Annotated in this window: 20 protein-coding genes; 10 read left to right on the top strand and 10 right to left on the bottom strand. The window is 55.7% G+C overall.

The genetic code is table 11. From position 1 onward, the window contains the following. Positions 1-16 precede the first annotated feature (16 nt). The 7 genes from IMCC20628_RS23860 to IMCC20628_RS23825 form a co-directional block, all read right to left on the bottom strand. The gene (locus IMCC20628_RS23860; RefSeq protein WP_047033071.1) at positions 17-2,497 is read right to left on the bottom strand and encodes a heavy metal translocating P-type ATPase; all 2,481 of its coding nucleotides are present in this window, start codon (positions 2,495-2,497) and stop codon (positions 17-19) included. Between the two features lie 353 nt (positions 2,498-2,850). Then, the gene (locus IMCC20628_RS23855) at positions 2,851-3,057 is read right to left on the bottom strand and encodes a heavy-metal-associated domain-containing protein (RefSeq protein ID WP_047033070.1); all 207 of its coding nucleotides are present in this window, start codon (positions 3,055-3,057) and stop codon (positions 2,851-2,853) included. A 71-nt stretch (positions 3,058-3,128) separates the two neighbouring features. Continuing rightward, positions 3,129-5,519: a copper-translocating P-type ATPase gene (locus tag IMCC20628_RS23850; RefSeq protein ID WP_245307993.1), complete on the bottom strand. Its 2,391-nt coding sequence runs from the start codon at positions 5,517-5,519 to the stop codon at positions 3,129-3,131. A 14-nt stretch (positions 5,520-5,533) separates the two neighbouring features. Beyond that, positions 5,534-5,965: a cytochrome c gene (locus IMCC20628_RS23840; RefSeq protein ID WP_052766658.1), complete on the bottom strand. Its 432-nt coding sequence runs from the start codon at positions 5,963-5,965 to the stop codon at positions 5,534-5,536. A 149-nt stretch (positions 5,966-6,114) separates the two neighbouring features. Then, the gene (locus tag IMCC20628_RS23835) at positions 6,115-7,176 is read right to left on the bottom strand and encodes a YncE family protein (RefSeq protein ID WP_047033067.1); all 1,062 of its coding nucleotides are present in this window, start codon (positions 7,174-7,176) and stop codon (positions 6,115-6,117) included. 28 nt (positions 7,177-7,204) lie between these two features. Next, positions 7,205-7,528: a DUF5676 family membrane protein gene (locus IMCC20628_RS23830; RefSeq protein ID WP_245307992.1), complete on the bottom strand. Its 324-nt coding sequence runs from the start codon at positions 7,526-7,528 to the stop codon at positions 7,205-7,207. Continuing rightward, positions 7,521-7,784 (bottom strand): YHS domain-containing protein, encoded by a 264-nt coding sequence (locus tag IMCC20628_RS23825; protein WP_245307994.1) that lies wholly within the window; start codon positions 7,782-7,784, stop codon positions 7,521-7,523. The genes IMCC20628_RS23830 and IMCC20628_RS23825 overlap by 8 nt, the downstream gene beginning before the upstream one ends. Before the next feature lie 181 nt (positions 7,785-7,965). On the opposite strand from IMCC20628_RS23825, the gene IMCC20628_RS23820 reads away from it, so the two are divergent. Then, positions 7,966-8,160 carry a hypothetical protein gene (locus IMCC20628_RS23820; RefSeq protein ID WP_156174722.1) on the top strand — a complete coding sequence of 65 codons (195 nt, stop codon included), beginning with the start codon at positions 7,966-7,968 and terminating at the stop codon, positions 8,158-8,160. A 578-nt stretch (positions 8,161-8,738) separates the two neighbouring features. Here IMCC20628_RS23820 and IMCC20628_RS23815 read toward each other — a convergent pair. From IMCC20628_RS23815 to IMCC20628_RS23805, 3 genes are all read right to left on the bottom strand, one after another. Next, positions 8,739-9,752 (bottom strand): murein L,D-transpeptidase family protein, encoded by a 1,014-nt coding sequence (locus IMCC20628_RS23815; protein ID WP_047033064.1) that lies wholly within the window; start codon positions 9,750-9,752, stop codon positions 8,739-8,741. A 257-nt stretch (positions 9,753-10,009) separates the two neighbouring features. Beyond that, positions 10,010-10,396, bottom strand: coding sequence for a DUF302 domain-containing protein (locus tag IMCC20628_RS23810; RefSeq protein WP_047033063.1), 387 nt, complete (start codon positions 10,394-10,396; stop codon positions 10,010-10,012). Positions 10,397-10,596: 200 nt separating this feature from the next. Next, entirely contained in the window at positions 10,597-11,274 is a 678-nt protein-coding gene (locus tag IMCC20628_RS23805; RefSeq protein ID WP_245307991.1) for an EF-hand domain-containing protein, read from the bottom strand. 168 nt (positions 11,275-11,442) lie between these two features. Between IMCC20628_RS23805 and IMCC20628_RS23800 the strand changes: the two genes are divergently transcribed. The 9 genes from IMCC20628_RS23800 (at position 11,443) to IMCC20628_RS23750 (ending at position 20,576) form a co-directional block, all read left to right on the top strand. Beyond that, complete coding sequence (locus tag IMCC20628_RS23800) at positions 11,443-12,165, top strand: response regulator (protein ID WP_047033062.1); 723 nt, start codon at positions 11,443-11,445, stop codon at positions 12,163-12,165. Continuing rightward, a complete protein-coding gene (locus IMCC20628_RS23795; RefSeq protein WP_047033061.1) occupies positions 12,162-13,598 on the top strand; it encodes an ATP-binding protein in 1,437 nt (478 codons plus the stop codon). The genes IMCC20628_RS23800 and IMCC20628_RS23795 overlap by 4 nt, the downstream gene beginning before the upstream one ends. A 167-nt stretch (positions 13,599-13,765) precedes the next feature. After that, positions 13,766-15,157, top strand: a complete 1,392-nt coding sequence (locus IMCC20628_RS23790) for a multicopper oxidase family protein (protein WP_047033060.1) — start codon at positions 13,766-13,768, stop codon at positions 15,155-15,157. Between the two features lie 481 nt (positions 15,158-15,638). After that, the gene (locus tag IMCC20628_RS23780) at positions 15,639-16,148 is read left to right on the top strand and encodes a L,D-transpeptidase (protein WP_047033121.1); all 510 of its coding nucleotides are present in this window, start codon (positions 15,639-15,641) and stop codon (positions 16,146-16,148) included. A gap of 301 nt (positions 16,149-16,449) precedes the next feature. Then, positions 16,450-16,932, top strand: a complete 483-nt coding sequence (locus tag IMCC20628_RS23770; RefSeq protein WP_245307990.1) for a DUF411 domain-containing protein — start codon at positions 16,450-16,452, stop codon at positions 16,930-16,932. Positions 16,933-17,054: 122 nt separating this feature from the next. Continuing rightward, on the top strand, positions 17,055-17,588 hold the full coding sequence (locus IMCC20628_RS23765) for a L,D-transpeptidase (protein ID WP_052766668.1): 534 nt from the start codon (positions 17,055-17,057) through the stop codon (positions 17,586-17,588). Between the two features lie 7 nt (positions 17,589-17,595). Next, positions 17,596-18,084 carry a cytochrome c gene (locus tag IMCC20628_RS23760; RefSeq protein WP_047033056.1) on the top strand — a complete coding sequence of 163 codons (489 nt, stop codon included), beginning with the start codon at positions 17,596-17,598 and terminating at the stop codon, positions 18,082-18,084. Further along, positions 18,081-19,115 carry an acyltransferase family protein gene (locus tag IMCC20628_RS23755; protein ID WP_047033055.1) on the top strand — a complete coding sequence of 345 codons (1,035 nt, stop codon included), beginning with the start codon at positions 18,081-18,083 and terminating at the stop codon, positions 19,113-19,115. Before IMCC20628_RS23760 ends, IMCC20628_RS23755 begins: the two co-directional genes overlap by 4 nt. 390 nt (positions 19,116-19,505) lie before the next feature. Then, on the top strand, positions 19,506-20,576 hold the full coding sequence (locus IMCC20628_RS23750; protein WP_047033054.1) for a type II glyceraldehyde-3-phosphate dehydrogenase: 1,071 nt from the start codon (positions 19,506-19,508) through the stop codon (positions 20,574-20,576). Positions 20,577-21,130: the final 554 nt, after the last annotated feature.

The following is a 21,130-nucleotide window of genomic DNA, read 5'->3' as shown; positions in this document are numbered from 1 at the left end:
CCCCTTTGATCAACTCTCAGCTTGTCTTGAACCGACGCAGTCGCAGAGCGTTTGTCAGCACAAAAACGCTCGAAAGGCCCATCGCCCCGGCGGCAAGAATGGGCGACAATAGCGTACCGTTGATCGGATACAGAATGCCGGCCGCAACTGGCACGAGACTTATATTATAGGCGAAGGCCCAGAACAGGTTTTGCCGAATGTTCCGGATGGTGGCTTTGCTAATCGAAATCGCCGTAACCACGCCCGTAAGATCGCCTGACATCAGTACGACGTCGGCACTTTCGATCGCGATATCGGTTCCAGTGCCAACCGCAATTCCGATGTCTGCTTCTGAAAGAGCGGGTGCATCATTGATGCCATCCCCCACGAAGGCGACTTTCCGTCCACCCTCTCTGAGCCTTTTGACGGCATCGACCTTCCCGTTGGGGAGTACTTCAGCGACCACTTCATCAATACCGACTTGGTGTGCAATGGCATGGGCGGTTCGGGCATTGTCACCTGTAACCATAGCCACTTTGAGCCCGAGAGCGTGGAGTGCGGCTATGACTTGCGGCGTCGTGTCTTTGACGGGGTCAGAGACTGCGATGATTGCAGCAAGCTTCCCGTCGATTGCCGCGTAGAACGGTGACTTACCTTCGTCGCCCAATATCGCCGCTTGCCTACTGAACGCCGAAACGTCCACGCCGGCTTTCGTCATAGATCGATCCGCGCCCACGATCACGATCCGACCGTTGATCTGGCCGCTCACCCCATAGCCCGGTGCAGCCTGGAACTCCGAGACGTCGGCGAGAGAGACCCCTTCTCGCTTTGCCGCTGCGACGATGGCGTCTGCGATGGGATGCTCGGATTGTGACTCGAGGCTTGCGACGAGGCGGAGGATTTCGCCTCTGTCAAATCCTTCGCTAACGACGAAGTCTGTCAGCTCCGGCTTGCCCTTGGTGAGCGTCCCCGTCTTGTCCAGTGCGATCACATCCGCATCGCGCAATGTCTGGAGCGCTTCGCCTTTCCGAAACAGGATACCCAATTCGGCGGCGCGACCCGTACCGACCATGATTGATGTCGGCGTGGCGAGACCCATAGCGCAGGGGCAGGCGATAATCAGCACTGCGACGGAGTTGATCAATGCGAAGGTGAGGGCAGGCGACGGGCCAAGGAGCAGCCATGCCGCGAAGGTTAGAGTTGCCGCAGCGATCACGGCCGGGACAAACCAGCTCGTTACCCGATCGACCAATGCTTGGATCGGAAGCTTGGCTCCCTGTGCCGCCTCGACCATCTTAATGATCTGGGCAAGCAGTGTGTCTGAACCAATTTTCGTCGCTTCGAAAGTGAAGGCTCCGGATTTGTTGATCGTGCCGCCGACCACATCCGCGCCGGCGGACTTTATTATCGGAACCGGCTCGCCCGTAATCATGGACTCGTCAACGTAGGATTCGCCATCAACCACGTGACCGTCCACGGGAATTTTCGCGCCCGGACGTATTTGAACGATATCACCCAAAATCACATCGCTGATCTGAATTTCGACGAAATTTCCATCACGCTTCACGTGCGCGGTCTTTGGCTGAAGACCAATCAGATGCTTGATAGCCTGGGAAGTCTTGCCCTTCGCACGGGCTTCGAGATAGCGACCGAGCAGAATAAGAGTAACAATGACGGCTGCCGCCTCGTAGTAGACGTTCGCCGTTCCTAAAGGCAGAATGCCCGGAAGGAACGTGGCGACAACCGAATAGCCCCAGGCGGATGAAGTGCCGAGCACTACCAACGAATTCATGTCTGGGGTCCATCTCAAAAGATTCGGAACGCCCTTTGTAAAAAAGCGTAGGCCTGGCCCGAACAGGACGAGCGTGGCCAGAACGAACTGGATGACAAGATTGTTGTCCATGCCGACATTGGTCATTATCCAATCATGGATGGACGCGCTGAGATGCGATCCCATTTCAAGAACAAAGAGCGGAAATGTAAGCACTGCGGAAATGACCAGCGACATTCTCAGACGGTTGATCTCTCGGTCGCGCCGGTCCCCGTGACTGTCATTGGTGACCTCAGCAGCAATCCTCCGGACATCATAGCCGGCGTTGCGAACGGCGTCCTCCAATGCTGATGTGGGTGTCCCCACAACTGCGCGAACCGTTGCCTTTTCTGTTGCAAGGTTGACTGACGCATCCCTGACGCCCGGGACGGCGTTGATCGCTTTCTCCACGCGACTGACGCAGGAAGCGCAAGTCATGCCTTCAATGCCGAATTGAAGTGTCTCGATCCTGGGCTCGTAGCCTGCCATCTCAATTGCCTGAACCACAGTCTCCATCGGCACCGCTTCATTGAACGTGACGGTGGCACGTTCGGTCGCCAGGTTTACCGTTGCAGAAGTCACGCCTGGAACGGCTTCTATGGCCTTCTCAACGCGATTGACGCAAGACGCGCAGGTCATGCCTTCGATTCCGAAATCGGTGGTAGCGGAGGACGCTACGGGTATCCTGACTTTCGATATCGCATTCATTTGAGCGGCTCCTTTACTAACCGTTGACATCTGTAATCCTTCCCGTGATGGGAAGGTCAAGGGCATTTTTGCGTTTTTTATTGACTCTGCGTTTCGCAGCGGTGAGGTTCCCCATGATTTGGCGCAGCCATAGGGCGGCGATCAGGCCTAACTAGCGACGGCTTGCTCCACTACGGCAGAGAAGCGGCCCGTAAATTGCCAAGCTATCGAATTTGGTCTTGATATGTTGGACGGCTGAGGCGCACCTGATTTGAGCAGACCTATGGTGGAACCTAAACGGACGTCCGCGCAGTTGCATAGTTCACTGAAAAACGGTCGCCCCTCACATTTGCGGAGGGCGACCGTATTGGCAATTAGAGTTTCACGTAGGATACTGGATATCCGGCATTCCTAATCGCGTCCCTGATAACGGCCGGGTCAAGGCTGGTTTGGACTGTCGCCTTCTTCGAGGCCAGGTCGATCGTTGCGACCGCGGCGGGATCGGCTGCTTTAATCGCTTTTTCAACCGTGCCGCGGCAATGGCCACAGGTCATATTTTCGACGTCGAACTCATAGGTCATTTTGTTTCCTTTCAAAGCTGCTCGTCTGATATGGGGCTTCCCACGATGGGAAGGTCAAGGGGTGGCAGATTTCAGAATCTGAGGCTTCGCAGACGAAGTGAATTCATTACGACCGAGATCGAAGAGGCACTCATGGCAAAGGCGGCAAACATCGGGCTAATCAAGATGCCAAACCACGGATAGAGCAATCCCGCCGCAACCGGCACACCGAGGGTATTGTAGACCAGGGCAAAAAACAGGTTCTGGCGGATATTACGCATAGTAGCCTGACTGAGCCGCCGAGCACGCACAATTCCGTCCAAGTTGCCGCTAACCAGTGTGAAGCCTGCACTCTCGATGGCGACGTCCGCTCCAGTTCCCATGGCAATGCCCACATCGGCTTGCGCAAGTGCTGGCGCGTCATTTACGCCGTCGCCGGCCATGGCAACCTTTCGGCCCATATCCTGAAGTTCGCGAATGATCCGTGCTTTGTCCTCAGGCAGCACATCGGCTCGAATTTCGTCGATACCCAGTCGTCCCGCTACGGCCTTGGCTGTCCGTTCGTTGTCGCCTGTGGCCATGATGATGTGAAATCCGAGCTTGTGCAGAGCTTTGAGTGCTGCTGGCGTGGTTTCCTTTACGGGATCGGCGACGCAGACCAGACCGACAATGGTGCCATCGAGCACAACGAACATCACTGTCTCGCCTTGGTCGCGACGAGCGTTTGCCTTATCCATAAGTGACGGAGCCGCCAGCCCCATCTCGGTCATCAATCTCAAATTTCCCAACGCGATCTGGCGGCCATTAACAACGCCTTTCACACCCATCCCTGTGACGGCTTCGAATTCGGTGGCGGCGGTCATTTCGATGTGCCGTTCCTCTGCGCCTCTTACTATCGCCTCAGCGAGCGGATGTTCCGATCCCCGTTCCAAAGAGGCGGCTAGCTGCAAGACCTCGGCTTCGTCATGGCCACCTTCAGGCAATACAGCGACCAGACGCGGCTTGCCTTCAGTCAAAGTTCCGGTCTTGTCCACGATCAGGATATCGACTTTCTCGAATCGCTCCAGTGCCTCCGCATTCTTGATCAAAACTCCAGCCTGAGCCCCACGGCCTGTCGCGGTCATGATTGACATCGGGGTCGCGAGACCGAGCGCACAGGGGCAGGCTATGATGAGCACTGCGACGGCGGCGATGAGTGCATAAGAGAACGCAGGGCTAGGTCCCAAAAGCGCCCAGGCGGCGAAGGCCAGCACCGCAACGCTAATAACGACAGGAACAAAGTAGCCCGAAACCTTGTCGGCGTATTTTTGGATAGGTGCGCGTGAGCGTTGGGCGTTTGCCACCATCTCTACGATCTGGGAAAGCATCGTGTCAGCGCCAACCCGTGTGGCCTCTATTATCAGACTTCCAGTGCCATTGATTGTTGCTCCAGTCACCGGATCGTCTGCAACCTTTTCAATCGGGACGGGTTCTCCCGAAATCATGCTCTCGTCAATCGAGGAGCGGCCATCAAGGACGATGCCATCAACAGGGACCTTGTCACCCGGGCGGACGCGCAGTTGATCGCCGACTTGTACTTCTTCGAGCGGGATTTCTTCCTCGCGCCCGTTTTCCCGGATCACGTGGGCCGTCTTCGCCGCCATGTCCAGCAAAGCGCGGATCGCTCGGCCTGTACCTTCGCGAGCTCGAAGTTCCATCAACTGGCCAAGAAGGACCAGGGTGACAATCACAGCGGCGGCTTCGAAATAGACTCCGACATGTCCCTCACTGTTACGGAAGCCATCCGGAAAAATACCGGGCACCAGAACGGCGACAATACTGAACAGCCAGGCTGCCATCACGCCCATGCTGATCAGGCTGAACATGTTGAGCTTCAAAGTTCGGAATGATGTCCATCCGCGAACAAGAAATGGCCAGCCAGACCAGAGAACGACAGGCGTGCCAAGGGTCAATTCGATCCAGAGTGTCGCGCGTTCTCCCAGGATTTCTCGCACGCCGGCAAGACCGACATATGGTCCCATCGTCAAGACAAGGAGCGGGATACTCAGAACGACCGCGACCCAAAAGCGGCGGGTGAAGTCCACCAACTCCGGATTTGGTCCGTCACCTTCCATCGCTGACGACTCAAGCTCGAGTCCCATCCCGCAGATCGGACATGATCCCGATTTGGTCTGACGAACTTGTGAATGCATCGGACAAGTGTAGACCGGGCCAGAGTAATCAGGTGGCACCTTGTCATACTGGCGATCATCGTTCCTATTCTTCACAGCTTCGCGCCCGCCGTGGCTGTGGCTACTCCCGTGTTCGTGTCCTTCATGGCCATCGTCGTAACTGTTGTTTGCGCCCTCATGTATCAGACGCATATGGCATTTTGGACAGTCCCCGGGTTCTGTGCGCCTGACTTCGAGGTGCATCGAGCAGGTGTAAACCGTGCCGGAAAAACTGGCAGGAACCTGATCGTCGACTTGTTCATCTTTCATCATCAATTCCCTTCCGGTTACATTTTGTGCGGTTTGTAGGTGATGCCGTTGGCGAGTTGCATTTCGCGGACGTAGCTGATTATTTTCGCGACCTCATCCGGTGTCACTTGGCTAAGTCTTGGCATGTTTCCGTATGGCCAATGGTGTTGGGGAACACCGTTGGCAACCGCGCTGAAGAACGCCTCATCGGGATGATGCCCGGGATTGTAAATGTCATGGATCAGTGGAGGCCCTTTTCCGGTGCCTCCGCCAGTGTCGCCATGACAAGATGCGCAGTTGGCACCAAACAAGGCCTGACCGGCTTGTGCTTCACCAGACACTTGAGTCAAGCCAGCCATTGCATACGGCGTCTCGGAATCTGCCTTCAAGTTCTTTGAGACAAGAGCAACTAATCCGAGTCCGAAAAATCCGATGACGAAATATTTTGTCAGGTTATTCTTGAGTTGCATTTGTCTTTTCCTTATTTTTAGGACGATGCTTCGATCTATAATTTCGAACAAGGCATTTTCTTTGCGCTTGCCGGTTCGGCGCGATCCTTCGATCGTCTGCTTTCGATTCTTGCCTATAACGATAGTCCTTTGGACGGTCCTCTCCGAAATTACGGAAGCACGACCATCTGGTGGCCCTCGCCGGAAACGGTGATTTTGCCGATGACCGCGAGATCTATCTGGTTGATGATCCAAATCTTGGGTTCGTCGCGGCTCGATACGTAAATCTTGCCAGTGCCGCCGATCGTTGTCAGATGATACGGAGCGGGCGACAGTGAAACGGTTCGCATCGCACCGGATTGCAGATCGATCGCGACAAGCTTGTCTTCGCCCTTTCCGCTGACGAAGAGCGTGCTCCCGTCGTCCGACAAGTCGAGCCCGTGCAACTCTCCTCCAATCTCGAATGAGCGGAGAATGGCACCATCGGACACAGCAATCTCATGGATTTTGCCGATATCTGCGTCGGCCACATATAGCGTTGCCCCGTCACCGGAGATGACCACATGCTCGGGAGCTGTACCAACAAGCAAATTGCGCCTGACAAATCCCTTCTCGACATCGACTTCACTGATTGTGCCGTTGCCTGAATTGGTGACGAGAACCGAAGCGCTGTCTTTGGAAAAAACGGCATAATTCGGTGCCGATCCAGTTGGAACAAAGGCCTTGAAAGCCAAGGTTTCGAGATCGATTATGCTTATCCCGTCACCTGATGGATGAGTAGCTGCAGCGTAACGACCGTCGGGCGAAACAGCAGTATGATGGACCGCGCCGGGCACTTCGATCCGACGCAGTATCTCACCAGACTTTGCGTCGAGGATGGTCAGAATACTGATCGCGGCATCCTTGGGCATCGCCCCCGCTGCGGGTTTGGCGTGATGGGCCGCATGTTCGTCCTCCGACACACCTTCTGGCTTAGCGAGTGCCGTGGCCTCGGTGCCTTCGACCTCGGAATAGCTGCCGGCGACGAGGTACCTAACACCAGGTGCACCAGAAAGGCCGTGAATGGCATCCAAGCCGGTGATCTTGCGTTCGACCGTGCCAGTGTCTGTATCAACGACGATGATTTGATCCGCGCTGCCATCAGCAATGTAGACCGTCGCGGCCGTCGCTGACGCCGAAGTCAGGAGAACGGCGAGGATTGCCGAAAGAGAGAGCTTCAATGGTGACGTCATAGTTGAGTTCCTTTTGTTGTGCGTTGCATCAACGTGCCCAACGGGCAGAGAAATAGTTAAATAGCGGCGCGAATATCAGCGCGACGAACCAGCCATAGGCAAAGGCCTCCACCCCGCCGAGCAGAAAGCTTGACCAAGTCAACCAAGAGAAACCGGGAAGCAGTTTCAACCACGTCTGGTACATGGCCTGCCCGGGGAAGATGAGGTCGAAGCCGACACACAGCGCAAACGTCACCACGAGAAAAATGCCCAAGCTCATGCCGAGCGCGAAGACTGGGATATGCGGTGGACGGATCACGGGCAGAGGTATGCCTGCCCGGTGAGTTTGATCAGATCTGGTCAGATTAGCCATCAGCTTGCTCCCTCATGTCTGGGATGACTGCATCAGTTGTAGCAAGGTAGGAAGCTGGCGCGGCCTCGAAACGCTCGCGACATTCCCGTGAACAGAAGTAGTAGACATGGCCGTCATGGACGGCCGACTTCGAGTTTCGCGTCTGAACGGTGATTCCGCACACAGGGTCAGTGTCAGTCTTCGGGGCAGTCCAGCGGACGTCAGTCGCCGATCCGCTTGGCTCGTCGCGGGTTGCTCCTGATTTGCCGTGACCCATAACCTGAGCGCCACAGCCAAACCGCATCATGATGAATATGAAGCCGGCCCAAAAGAGAAAATAGAGGATAGATTCCATTGCATGCTCCACGCGCAAATCTAAAAGCGCCTTCGCCGTTTTCGGTTATGTCCGAACTGGGCCTGGTCCAACGCAGGTGACTGGGGATGGCGGAGACGTGTTGGTGAGCGTTTCAACTCAACCCCAAATATCAAATGCCATTCCGTTCGCCGCCATGCTCGCGTGGGAAAAGTTGAACCGCCAAAAGTGGCAGACACCTCAACTCACGCCGCTGGAACAAGCTCAGCCGGAAGAACGAATTCGTCGCGTCAGGAGATTTTGGGAGGAGGGGCAGGAAAAGGGGAAAACTGTTGCCTAACGAATGCCTGGGTCGAAGAGATTTCGCCCGCCAGGTCATCTCTATGGCTTGACGCTTCGCTCGGCAAAATCGCTGCGGAATGGCAATGCATTTGATTGGCGCATTGTGATGCGTGTGACGACATATCGCGTGCGGTGTTTCCAGAATCAGGCGAGTGGGCGGAAACAACGACCGTCTCCATGCCGGAAAATTCGCTGGCATGAGTCTGATGTAGGGAAATGGCAGAGAAATACAAAGCCATGATGACCGCAAGCGTCAGGGCCTGCCAGCTGAGCTGGCCGCCTTGCAGACTGCGATTTCGAAGTATTTGCACGGCATCAAATCCCGATTGAGATTAATCTCTACCACATCGAATCCTCATTCTTCATTGACATGGATCAAAATGGAACAGCCCAATTGGGAACGCGTTTAACCACACGCGGGTTGCCCTCACAGCGCTATCTGCAACAATCCTCCGATAACGCTCATGGATGGCTCGGGCATATTCGGTTCGTCATGAGCCAATGCGCCAGAAAAATTACCCAGTCTGCGGTACGAAAACCCGGTCTCACGTCAAACTGTATCCCGGGCTGTGAGTGTCATTCACTGGGTGTGTGGGGATCCGCCAACGCAGCATCCGGTCGACTGACCGGCACGTTTTTCAATGATGCTGTCTGGGCGAGCACCTCTGCGCCCCGGCTTTTGAGAAGCTTTCGGAAGCTTGGATGCATGCCGCCATCCGAATATGCATGGGCCGATATAAACGTCCCGGAGGCAAGTATTGCTTCCATCTTGCGTTCATCTGAAACGCGCCGAGCAGCTACGACATCGTCCTCCGCGCTCAGCAGCGGTGGACATGAAGCAAGCGGGTTGCGAGGATTTCCACCCTCATAGGTCGCGTCGAAGACATACCGTCTGCCGCAATAGGACACCTGGGGTTGTCGGCCTGTGACCTCCAAAATGTCATAGCCCTGTTTCAGGTTCTTCCAAAAATCGAAATTAGGGTCATTTCGATTTCGCGCCATGTTTTCGGGCGTCATCCGGAATGGAAAAGCCTGCACCTGAAAGGAAGACTGTCCGCCTCTGATGGCTTCACGCACGATCGCATAGATTTGTGCGACGCCAGCGTCCGTGAGCGCGTAACATCCTGCCGATGTACAGGCACCATGAACCATCAAGGCGTCGCCGGTGTAGCCGAGTGCGCTTTCCAGCTTGTTTGGGTAGCCAAGATTGAAAGAGAGATAATATTGCGAGTTGGGATTCAGCATACCGGCGGAGACATGGTAAAACCCTTCTGGAGCTTGCCGATCTCCTTCTTTGGTCTTTGGGCCGAGCTTGCCGGACCAGCGACACATGGGAAAGGTCTTCAAAAGCGCGTAACGCCCAGTACGGTCACGTTTCCAGATCTCGAGCTCGCTCTCATCCTTGAAGATCCGGACCAGTATGGGATCAGCCGGGGTCATCTTGCGTTTGTTCATATTGCTGACGAGGTTGGCGGCAATTGGTTGATTTGCCTTGTTGTCGACGTCAAGAACCGTCGATACGCAAGCTGTCATAGACGCAGCCAATGCGAGCAGGATCGAAGTGTTGAGCAGCTTTTGAAACAAATTCATCTCTGTCCCTTGTGGATCGGAGAGCTGGTGCGGCCGTCGCCGTTGAGAGCGCGATATTGCTTTTCATGTAGACAGCGTAGCAGATTTGTTCATCTGCGTGGTTAACGAAAATTTCAAACCCGTGGATGGGTATGCGACTGACGTACCAAGAGTGCAAGTCGAGGCCGACCTGAATGTGGCAAGCGCGACCAAACCTTTTAGTCACGCTTGCATATAGAGTGTGTGCTGTTTCGTTTCGCGGATTCTGGCATGAAGGATCAAATTGCAGATACGACGTCCTGAAGCATCTTCCGGACTTGACCGGCGACGTCACCGAGCTCCTGATTGTTGATCCCGGTCATAGAGACCGCCGGATCGACCGCCGACACTTCCACACCTTCGTCTGTTTCCCGCACAATCACGTTGCACGGAAGCATGGCCCCGACCTTCGGCTCCATGCCGATAGCCTGCCAGGCCATGTTCGGATTGCAGGCGCCAAGGATGCGGTAGCCAGGCATGTCCTTGTCAATTTTCTTCTTCATTGTTGCCTTGACGTCGATTTCGGTCAGGACTCCGAAGCCGGCTGCAGCCAGGGCAGCACGAGTGCGGGCGTCGATATCGTCGATACCGGCCCCGGGAAACATTCTGTCTATGGTGTAGTTCATATGTTGGTTATCCTTTCAAACAGTCTTCATTTCCCCAGATACTTTATCAGGGCGACGATCGCGAGGCCGACAAGAACCAGGACCAAAATCATCCAGAGCCCGCCAAAACCCATGCCATAACCGTTCATCATTCAATCAATCCCTTGTTATGTAGTGGCGAAGGCATTGCCTCCGCCACTGGTTTGTTCAATCGGCAGCGCTCAATTATCTTTTTCAGTTTCGTTTTGCGTGCCGTCCTGCATCATGTTCCCCGGCTGCTCGCCGTTCATCATGCCGCCGTTCTGACCAGACATATTGCCCGAACGCATCATCATCATCCGCTTGATCCTGTCGGCGGGCGCTGCAAATTCCTCGGAGGTGACTTGTCCGTCTCCATCCGCGTCGAAGGCCTGGAAGCGGTCGACCGTATGTTCCCTGATATGGGCGGCATGAAGCGTTTCGAATTCAGCGAGCGACAGCATTCCGTCCCCATCCGCGTCGTAGGTTTTCAGTTCGTCAAGCAGACCAGTGCGAAGTTCGTCGGGCGAGACCGTTCCGTCATCATCGGTGTCGAACAGGCGTTGCATATGGTCGGCGCCACCCATCATCAATCCGCCCATGCCCATCATTTCCGCGCCCATGCCGCCGGTTTCGCCATCCATGCTCATCATACCTGATTGTCCACCGTGCATCATCTTCATCATGCGCATCATGGATCCCATGTCGCCGCCCATCATTCCTTGCATCATGTTGGCGTTGCCGCCCGCCATGGCCGCTGGAGAACCGGAATTCGACGTTGCTTGCCGTTGGCCATGGCCGTGATTGGAACCGGCGAGCGCAAGTGTTGGCACGGCGGCCGAAATGAGCAGCGCCGTTGCGATGGTCTTGAACTTGTACATTTTGAAATCTCCTGGTTGGTTGCACATTTCTTATCTGGGCATAAAGAACCCGATTTGAATGGTTTGCATCCAACGGTTTGTACCGGCATGTCGTAGAATGCGGGTTCTGTTACATTCGGTGACAAAACAACCACTGACGCAGTGTGTCGGTTTTCGATAGAAAAGCTCATGTCCGATGCTCCGCACATTCTCGTCGTCGACGATCACAAAGAAATCCGTGAAAGCGTAAAGCGCTTTCTTCAGAAGAACGGCATGCGCGCCGACACCGCGAAGGATGCGCAAGATGCCGAAGCAAAACTTGCGATCGGCAATTATGACTTGATGGTGCTGGACGTCATGATGCCGGGCGAAAGCGGTCTTTCTCTGTGCCAGCGGCTTTCCGCCGAGCGCGTGTTGCCTATCATCTTGTTGACCGCACTGGGTGACGACACGGACCGGATCGTCGGGCTCGAAATCGGAGCCGATGACTATCTTGCCAAACCGTTTAATCCGCGAGAGTTGCTGGCGCGTATCAAGGCGGTCCTTCGGCGTACGGAACGGCAGGAAAAGCTTTCAGGCGTGTTTGTGGGAAAGCGCCTCCGTTTTGCCCACCTGGTGCTTGATTCCGACAGCCGGGTGCTGGCGGACGAATCCGGAAACGAAACGCGCTTGACGAGTTCAGACTTCAAGCTCCTGATCGTCCTGTTGGAGCGCGCGCGTGTGGTACTGAGCCGTGAGCAGCTTCTGGACCTTACGGCTGGCCGTTCATCCGGGCCGTTGGACCGCACCATCGATAACCAGATCAGCCGCCTCAGACGCAAGATCGAACCCGACATTCTTCAGCCAAAGATCATTGCGACCGTCAGAAACGACGGCTATTGCCTGTCGGCGGACGTGGAGGTGTTGGGTTGAGTTGGGCCCCATTGACAAGCCTCAGGGCTCAACTCGTGCTTCTTGTTGTCGCCGCGCTTGTCGTCGCGCAAGTCGTGAGCCTTTGGTTGTTCGTCGATGAGAGAGGACTCGCGGTTCGGGCTGCGCTTGGCTTTGAAGCCGCAGGCCGCGCCGCAAACGTGGCGAGGTTGATTGAAGAGGCTCCGGACAATCTGCAAGACTCCATCCTGCGCGCAGCCAATTCGCCGCTTGTCCGATTTGACCTGTCGGGTGAAGCGACAGCCGGAAATTCAGACGGCTCGGATAGTGGTCTGATCGAATCCCGGGTTCGTGCGCTTCTGGGCGAGAGTTACAGCGGTGACATCCGTGTCGAACTGCATGCAATCGAGGGACAAATCCTCCCGATGCCGCACCTTTCACCTGAAATGGCTGAAATGCATCGGTCAATGATGCACGGCGCGGTCTCTGCAGTTGAAATGAATCTGTCTATCGCGCTTTCTGACGGACGTTGGCTCAATGTCGGCACACGGTTCGAGCGACCGCCCTTCCAGTGGCCGTTTTACTCCATGCTGACCTTTATTCTGACTGCGGCGGCCATTCTGATCACGGTTTTCTGGTTTCTCATGACCCGTTTTACGGGTCCACTAAGACGGCTGGTCGGAGCGGTTGACAGGCTGGGACGGGGCGAAGAAATCGCTGAATTGCCCGCCGTGGGCCCGAGCGAAGTGCGGGAGCTTACCTCGACCTTCAACAGAATGCAGGATCGCCTGACCCGGTTTGTTGCGGACCGAACACGCTTACTGGCTTCGTTGGGACATGATCTCAGGTCTCCGCTTACGGCAATTCGTGTTCGTGCCGAGATGGTCGACGACGAGGAAACACGAAGCAGTCTGGTGGCCTCGGTCGAGGAAATGCAGACCATGGTCGAGGAGACGCTAACCTTCGCCCGCGGAATGGCAGCATCCGAAGCCTCTCAATCTGTCGACATTGGCGCCCTGCTCGAAGACCTGAGAACGGGCTCCCCAGTTCCCTTCCTCCTGGATAACGGCCCGCTAATAAGTGTTCGCATCCGCCCGACTGCAATGCGCCGAGCGCTTCGCAACGTGATCGAAAACGCCGTGCGTTACAGTGGAAACGCACACGTGGCATATTCAGTTCGTGACGACCATCTCATGATTACGGTCGAAGATAACGGACCGGGCATCCCGGATACCGAGCTTGAACGGGTTTTTGATCCGTTTTTCAGGCTCGAAGAATCGAGATCATTGGAAACCGGTGGGCACGGGCTCGGTCTGTCAATTGCACGAACAATCATCACTGCGCATGGGGGTGACATCTGGCTGGTCAATCGGGCGGAGGGTGGGTTGTGCGCCTCGATCTTGATCCCTTTGGAGGGAACTTCGCAAGAAGCTGTTGAGGACAATCGCGCGCAGTGGATCAATTCTTCGGTTTGAGTCGTCGGCATGCAGTTTAGTCGCCTGGATCTGCAACTGCTGCAATCGGCATTCGGTTCAGACGTCGGCCGACGGAGCCGATTGTAGACGACCTTCACGATGGCGCTTTGTAACTGAGTAGTCAAAACGTCATCCCCAAGTCCAATTTAACTTCTGGAACCTGAAAAATGATCAATCGGCGTAATTTCATCATCGGGGCGGCCGGGCTTGTCTCTGCCACCCAGTTTCCGGCTCTGTCGCTGGCGCGCACAAGCTCTACAGAGCTCGAGTTGATCGCTGGGCCCGCAAAGAAAAAGCTCTTCCGGCCAGACGCTGAAGCTTCCGATGTCTGGGCTTACAATGGCGAAGTGCCGGGGCCTGAAATTCGTGTCCGTAAGGGAGATCGCGTCCGTGTCCGTTTCACCAACAATCTGGAGGAACCGACATCCATTCACTGGCACGGGATCCGGATCGACAATGCCATGGACGGCGTTTCGGGACTGACACAGGAAGCAGTGCAACCGGGCGCCAGCTTCGTGTATGATTTTGAAGTGCCTGATGCGGGCACCTATTGGTATCATGCGCACAATAAAAGCTGGAACCAGGTTGGCCGAGGCCTTTACGGTCCGATGATCATTGATGAGCCGGAGAGGCCGTTCGACAGCTCCCACGACATCACACTGGTTCTTGACGACTGGCGGCTGCGCCGGCCGGGCGTGCTGGACACCGAGAGCTTCGGTTCGCTGATGGATTGGAGCCACGGCGGCCGCCTCGGCAACTGGATCACGGTAAATGGGGGGGCAGTGCCGGTGACGGCGCTCAAGCGCGGTGAAGCCTACCGGTTGCGCCTGATCAATGCAGCCAACGCTCGCGTCTTCGAAATAGACCCCAACCGGTTCGACGCAAAGGTGCTGGCCTATGACGGCCAGGCTTTGTCCGAGCCAATCAGCCTTGCTTATGCGCCCGCGATGCTTGGCCCGGCGCAGCGCATGGATCTGTTGGTCGTCCCTCAGGAAAATTTTGCACTGGAGGAGGTGTCGAGCGACGATCCTTTCGTCATGGCAGAATTCAAAGTCGAGGGCGTTGCAACCGCTGCTGTGACCGCACCAGCTGTTGCGATCAACGCGATTCCCGAGCCCGACATCGCCAACGCGCGGCGGGTGAAAGTCCTTATGGAGGGCGGGGCTATGGGTGGCTTTGTCGAGATCACATACCAGGGCAAGAAACTTCAGGGGGAGGATGTGCAAAGCACCCGCCAGACCTGGGCATTCAACGGTGTTGCAAACCTCGCCGACGATCCCCTGTTCGTTGCAGAACGCGGGCAAACCATCATCATCGAAACCATTAACAGGACTGCCTGGGTTCATGCGATGCATGTGCATGGGCATCATTTCCGGGTGATCTCCCGGTCTGGAAGCGAGGTGGACGAAGGTAAGCCGTGGCGCGACACCTTCCTGATCGGGCCCAACCAGACGACGGAAATTGCCTTTGTCACCGACAATCCGGGAAAATGGCTTTACCATTGTCACATGCTTGAACATGCGGCGGCAGGCATGACGACGTGGTTCACTGTTGCGTGATGGTCGGTTTCTTATGGAATATTTCAGCTTTTTCGGGTAATTAGGTTGGTATGCGCAGTCTCATCATCGCAGTTGTTTTCTTGCTGTTTACAAATGGCGCACTCGTGGCCTCTACGCAGAGTGCGCAAACTGCGGATGCGGTTGGCCAGATGATGACCGTACAAAGCCTGCCCGACGCTGTCATGATGAACTGCTGTGAGACTCCCGGCAGCAAGATGGGGCATGGTCACACCAGTTGTGCCATGGACTGCCATTACCTTACGCCAAATGTGGTTGCAGGTTTTCCGCGAACAATCTCCGTTAAAGCAAGTTCGTATTCGGCTTCGCTGACTTATTCGGTCGAAGGCAGCCTCATGAGACCCCCCATCGTGTCCTGATTACGGATAGCCGCGCCAATAGGCGCTTCTTGAATTTGATCAGTCACGAGGTAATTATGATTTCCAAACGAAAACTCATGTTCGGCTTTGCGGCTTTGGCATTGATGCCGGCATCGCAGGCTCATGCGCATGTAAATTCATTCAAGTTGGACCCGAAGTTTGAGCCACAATCAGTGGCGTTCTCGGGGTATTCGCCCGGTACGGTTATTGTCGACCCCCGCAACCACTTTCTCTATTTGCAGTTGAGCAATGGAATGGCGCGCCGCTATGGCGTGGGCGTTGGCAAAGCGGGCCTTACTTTTAAAGGGACTGCTAATATAGCTCGCAAGGCGAAATGGCCGAGCTGGACGCCGACCAAAAATATGATCCGGCGCCAACCCGGCAAGTACGCCAAATATGCCAAGGGTGTCCCCGGAGGTCCAGGCAATCCGCTCGGATCGCGTGCACTTTATCTCTACAGGAACGGCCGCGACACATATTACCGCATCCACGGCACGACACAGCCCTCGTCCATCGGGCGCTCGGTCTCCAACGGCTGTATTCGCATGATCAATGCACATGTCGAAGACCTTTATGAAAGGGTGCCTGTCGGTGCACAGGTGGTGGTGTTGTGATGTATCAGCAAACACACGAACCCTCACCGTGTCCCCCGGCTCCAGCGTCCGTCGATTAATGCATGCAACGCCGGCAAGGCCGGTTCGGGCAACCCGCTAAGGATAATTCTCACCCGCTGACCGCCTATGGTCGCGGGCACCAGACTGATCCCTTCGGCGACGCTGTATGAAACGCCATACGTGGAAATGCTGCGACCCTTACTGCTTTGGAACGATGCCCCGGTGTTCGGGTCTTCATGCTCAAAACCGTGGGCCATGCTTGCCATAAACAGCCTCTCCAACAGTTAGAAAGACATCTGAAATGACCAAAATTCTCACCTCACTTGCCGTGTCGATTGCCATGGGGCTTTCCACAATAACCACGGTTGCGCTTGCCGAAACGCCGGATGCTGACAACCAGATCATGGTTTTCAAGACGCCATGGTGCGGGTGCTGCCAGGCCTGGGTTGAAGCCATGGAAAAGGCAGGCTACGACGTCGAGACTACCGATGTGGAAGACCTCACGCCGATCAAGATGCAGGCCGGCGTGCCCGGGGGACTTGAGGCCTGCCATACCGCCATGATTGGCGGCGAACGCAAATACGTGCTTGAAGGTCATGTGCCGATCGAGGCGGTCAAGAAACTGATGACCGAGCGACCGGATATCCGTGGAGTGTCGACCCCGGGCATGCCGATGGGGTCACTCGGTATGGGCGATGACCCAGAGGCAAACTATACGGTCTATGCGTTCACTGGTCGAGCCGCTGAGGCTCCTGCGGTTTTCTTCAAGGCTGGCACACAATGAACCGGCGCCAATTCATCACGGGTGCGGGGAGCCTGTCGATTGTCACGCTGCAAGGTTGCTCGACAACTGAAACACTGCAGGTCCCGCCCGAGCCAAAAGGGCCACCTCCTTCCTATCTTGCAATGTACGGACCGATGCCGGATGAAAGATTCCCCATTCCAGCAGTCGACTTGACAAAAGTACCGGAAAAACTCTGGCGTAGACAGGTCGATTACGCAGGCCCGCATCCAGTCGGTACCGTCATAGTCAATACGAGTACATTCTTCCTTCATCTTGTCCAGGAAGGTGGCAAGGCCATGCGCTATGGGGTTGGCCTTGGCCGGCAAGGCTTTGAATGGTCGGGCGAAGGCCGCATACAGTGGAAGCAGGCGTGGCCAAAATGGACGCCGCCTGCGGAGATGATCGAACGGCAACCGGAACTGGAGCAATGGAGCGCGGACAATGGCGGCATGCCGCCCGGGCTCGATAATCCTTTGGGCGCGCGCGCGCTCTATATCTTCCAGAATGGTGAAGACACTCTCTACCGTATCCACGGCTCGCCCGAATACTGGACGATCGGTAAGGCCGTCTCAAGCGGATGCGTCCGATTGATGAACCAGGATATTATTGACCTATACAACCGCGTGCCTTCGGGCTCCCGGCTCATCGTGGTGTAAGACGGCCATGCGTAGTAGGTCTTTGTATGTCACGGCCTTTGCCGCTGTTGCGGGGTTTGTAATCGCCGCGATCGTTGTGATGGTGCAACAGGATGAAGTAAGAACGGGGCTTTTTAAACCAGACGACCGGCGAGTGTTGGCGTTGGGTAAAACCCTTTATGCCGATAGTTGCGCGTCCTGCCATGGTGTGGAATTGGAAGGACAAGACGAGGATTGGCGTTCGCCGGGACCGGACGGTCTGATGCCGGCGCCGCCCCATGACGAGACCGGCCATACCTGGCATCACACGGATCAAATTCTCTTCGAGATCACAAAGTACGGAATTGTAGCCGCCGCCAATCTGAAGAACTACACTTCGGCAATGCCGGTCTATGAAGGAGTGCTCACCGATGCAGAAATCATCGCGGTACTCTCCTACATCAAGAGCACATGGCCGGACGAAATCCGCAACGGCCACGATGAGATGAATGCGCGCAACGCCCTGGAATCGCAATGACTCATTCGAAGCGTATGGCTTGGGTGGACATTGCGAAGGGCGTGTCGATCATCTTGGTGGTGATGATGTATGCGACCTACAGTACCGGTCGGCATGCCGGCGGTGTCGGTTTTCTTCATTACGTGATCGCGTTCGCTACGCCCTTTCGCATGCCGGAGTTTTTTCTCATTTCCGGCCTGTTTCTTTCGACGGTGATCGCTCGTCCCTGGCGGCGATATGCTGATCGCCGCTTTGTGCATTACATGTATTTCTATGGTTTGTGGGCTTTCATCATGATCGCTTTGAAGGTGGGCATTTTCGCTCGCGATCCTGTTGCTATGGCAGTGGATCTTGCCCGCGCCATTGTCCAGCCCTATGGGGTGTTGTGGTTTGTCTACATGCTCGGCGTGTTCGCCATTGCCGCGAAGCTGCTGTGGCAATTCCGGGTGCCGCACTGGCTTGTGATTGCTGTCGCGACCGGTTTGCAGATCGCTCCGATCAACGTTTCAAGTTACATTGTGACGCAATTTGCCGCCTATTTCGTGTTCTTCTACATCGGCTATGCGTTCGCTCCGCAGATTTTTCGGATGGCCGGCTGGATAGCCGAAAATCGCGGGAAAGCAATTGCTGCGCTGGCTGTCTGGTTCGTCGTCAACGGATTTTTGGTGTTTCTACCGAGTTTCGAATTGCTTCCGGACGAAACGCGCATGGGGTTTGCTGCGTTTCCACCGCTGCATTTGCTGCTTGGTGTCGCAGGCGCGGTGGCACTTTGCGCGTTCAGTGTGGTTTTGGTGGATCGGCCATATACAGGCTGGTTGCGGTGGATCGGCAGCCATTCTCTTGTCATCTACCTTGTTTTTACAATCCCCATGTCGATCTTTCGCGAGATAGCCATGAATACCGGGCTGATCACGCAAACCGGACCGCTCAGCCTTGCGGTCTTCCTGGTGGCCCTGATAACTCCGATCATACTCTATCTTGCTATCGGCTTGACCGGTTTCGGGAACTTCCTGTTCGAGCGCCCGGGATGGGCGCATATGAAAACTGAGTAGGTCCGACGTAACGTCTTTTATGTGCTGCAAAACTCGAAATGGAAGGTGAGGGCCGGCCGGTTTATTCCACCCATTGCCGCGTGGTGAGCCTTGCCAACTGCGTCGGTGCCGTGCCATTCTGGCATTCGAATTCAGAGTTGTTATGCACCCATTATACAGTGGTCTGCCGCCGCCAGAAATCGCTTTGGATCAAGCAATCTGGGAATCCCGAATATCACAAGCTGCGACACGTTTTAGGTCCTGTCCTGAACAGGAAACCAGCAGCGTTGTGGTCCTGTAGTTCTTCGCTGTAATGGGGCAACAACGCGAGCGTCTGTATATTTGACCGCTATCCAAATGTGCGGATAGTCAGGTATTTAGACCTCAGTTGGCACCCAACGGAGAAACATCATGGTCACATCAACCAAAACACGTGTCGCCGTCAACGGATATGGAGTCATCGGCAAACGTGTTGCCGATGCTGTGACGCGTCAGGAAGACATGATATTGGCGGGCGTGTGTGATGTCGTTACTGACTGGCGCATGCATATTGCCACAGCACGTGGCTACCGCCTGTTCGGTGCCACACCCGACAGCGCGGCGGTCATGCACGCGGCTGGATTGGCCATCCAGGGTGGGCTTGACGACCTCCTGGCGGTATCGGATATCATAGTCGATTGTACGCCCAAGAAAATCGCGGCGCAAAATATCAGGACCTATCGCCGACAAGGCATCAAGTTCATTCTTCAAGGTGGTGAAAAGCACGAGGAAACGGGACATTCCTTCGTGGCGGAAGCCAATTTTGCCAGTGCGGTAGGACGCGATGCCACGCGCGTGGTCTCGTGCAATACAACCTCGATTGTGCGCACGCTCACCGCGCTCAAGCAGGCAGGGTTGCTCCGCAAGGCGCGCGGCACGCTCTTGCGCCGCGCGACCGATCCATGGGAAAGCCATTTAGGCGGTATCATGAACACCTTGGTGCCCGAGCCAAACATACCAAGTCACCAAGGGCCGGACGCGCAAAGCGTCGATCCGCAGCTTGACGTTGTGACCATGGCGGTCAAAGTGCCTGAGACCTTGGGCCATCTACACTACTGGTCTGTAGAACTCACCAAACCCGCCTGCAAGGACGACATCCTTGACGCCTTCAGAACGTCCTCGCGCATAGCGCTTATCCGTATGGATTCCGGTCTTTCCGCGCTCAACGCGGTCAAGGAGTGGATGGCCGACCTCGGACGGCCGCATGCTGACCTGTATGAAGTGGCGTTGTGGGAGGACATGCTCACGGTGCAGGGTAATGAGCTGTTCTATGCGTATATGGTGGACAATCAGGCGATTGTCATTCCCGAAACGATTGACGCCATCCGTGCGCTCACGGGAATGGAGAAAAACGCGTCGGCATCGATTGAAAAAACCAACAAGGCCTTGGGTATCGGCATATCTCCGACAGGGAGCGGTGCGGGCGGAAATACACACCTATAGCGATGGCGGTGGCCTCGGCGCGCTCGCCGGGAACACCGCCGCGAAAACCTGGTTCGGGCTGGTGTCATCGACAACCTGTTCGCCCGGTTCGATAAGCATCTCTTGAAGTCTGGCTATCTTGCCAAAGGTAGCCAGATCGTCGATGCAACGATCATCCAGGCGGCGCTACAGCAAGGACGAGAAGGCGGCGATCAAGGCCGGCGAGATACCCGATGACTGGTAGGACAAGCCCGCCAAGCTTGCGCAGAAGGATCGTGATGTGCGGTGGACGGTGACGAGTGCAAGCGCCCATAACTGAGCCCAACTCAGGAACGTCGTCATCAATAACAACACGGCATCAACAGTCGGGGCTGATAGTGCCTTTCGCTTGAATACTGACGGACACCGACGACACCGGGAGGTCAGTATCCGGAACTGCGAGCCAATATCTGTAATATCCGAAGCGGACCTGCGTCTAAGTCCCTGCAACACGTCACGAAGGGTACGGCAAGCGTCAGGTGCCAGCGTTGAATTCCTTGGCTCTTGCAGTCCACAATTACTGAAAATCAAAGTTA

It is taken from the genome of Hoeflea sp. IMCC20628 (assembly GCF_001011155.1).
In the GTDB taxonomy this organism is placed as follows: Bacteria; Pseudomonadota; Alphaproteobacteria; order Rhizobiales; family Rhizobiaceae; genus Hoeflea.
The sequence above is the reverse complement of the archived record's forward strand: the minus strand, read 5'-3'. Positions and strand labels throughout refer to the sequence as shown.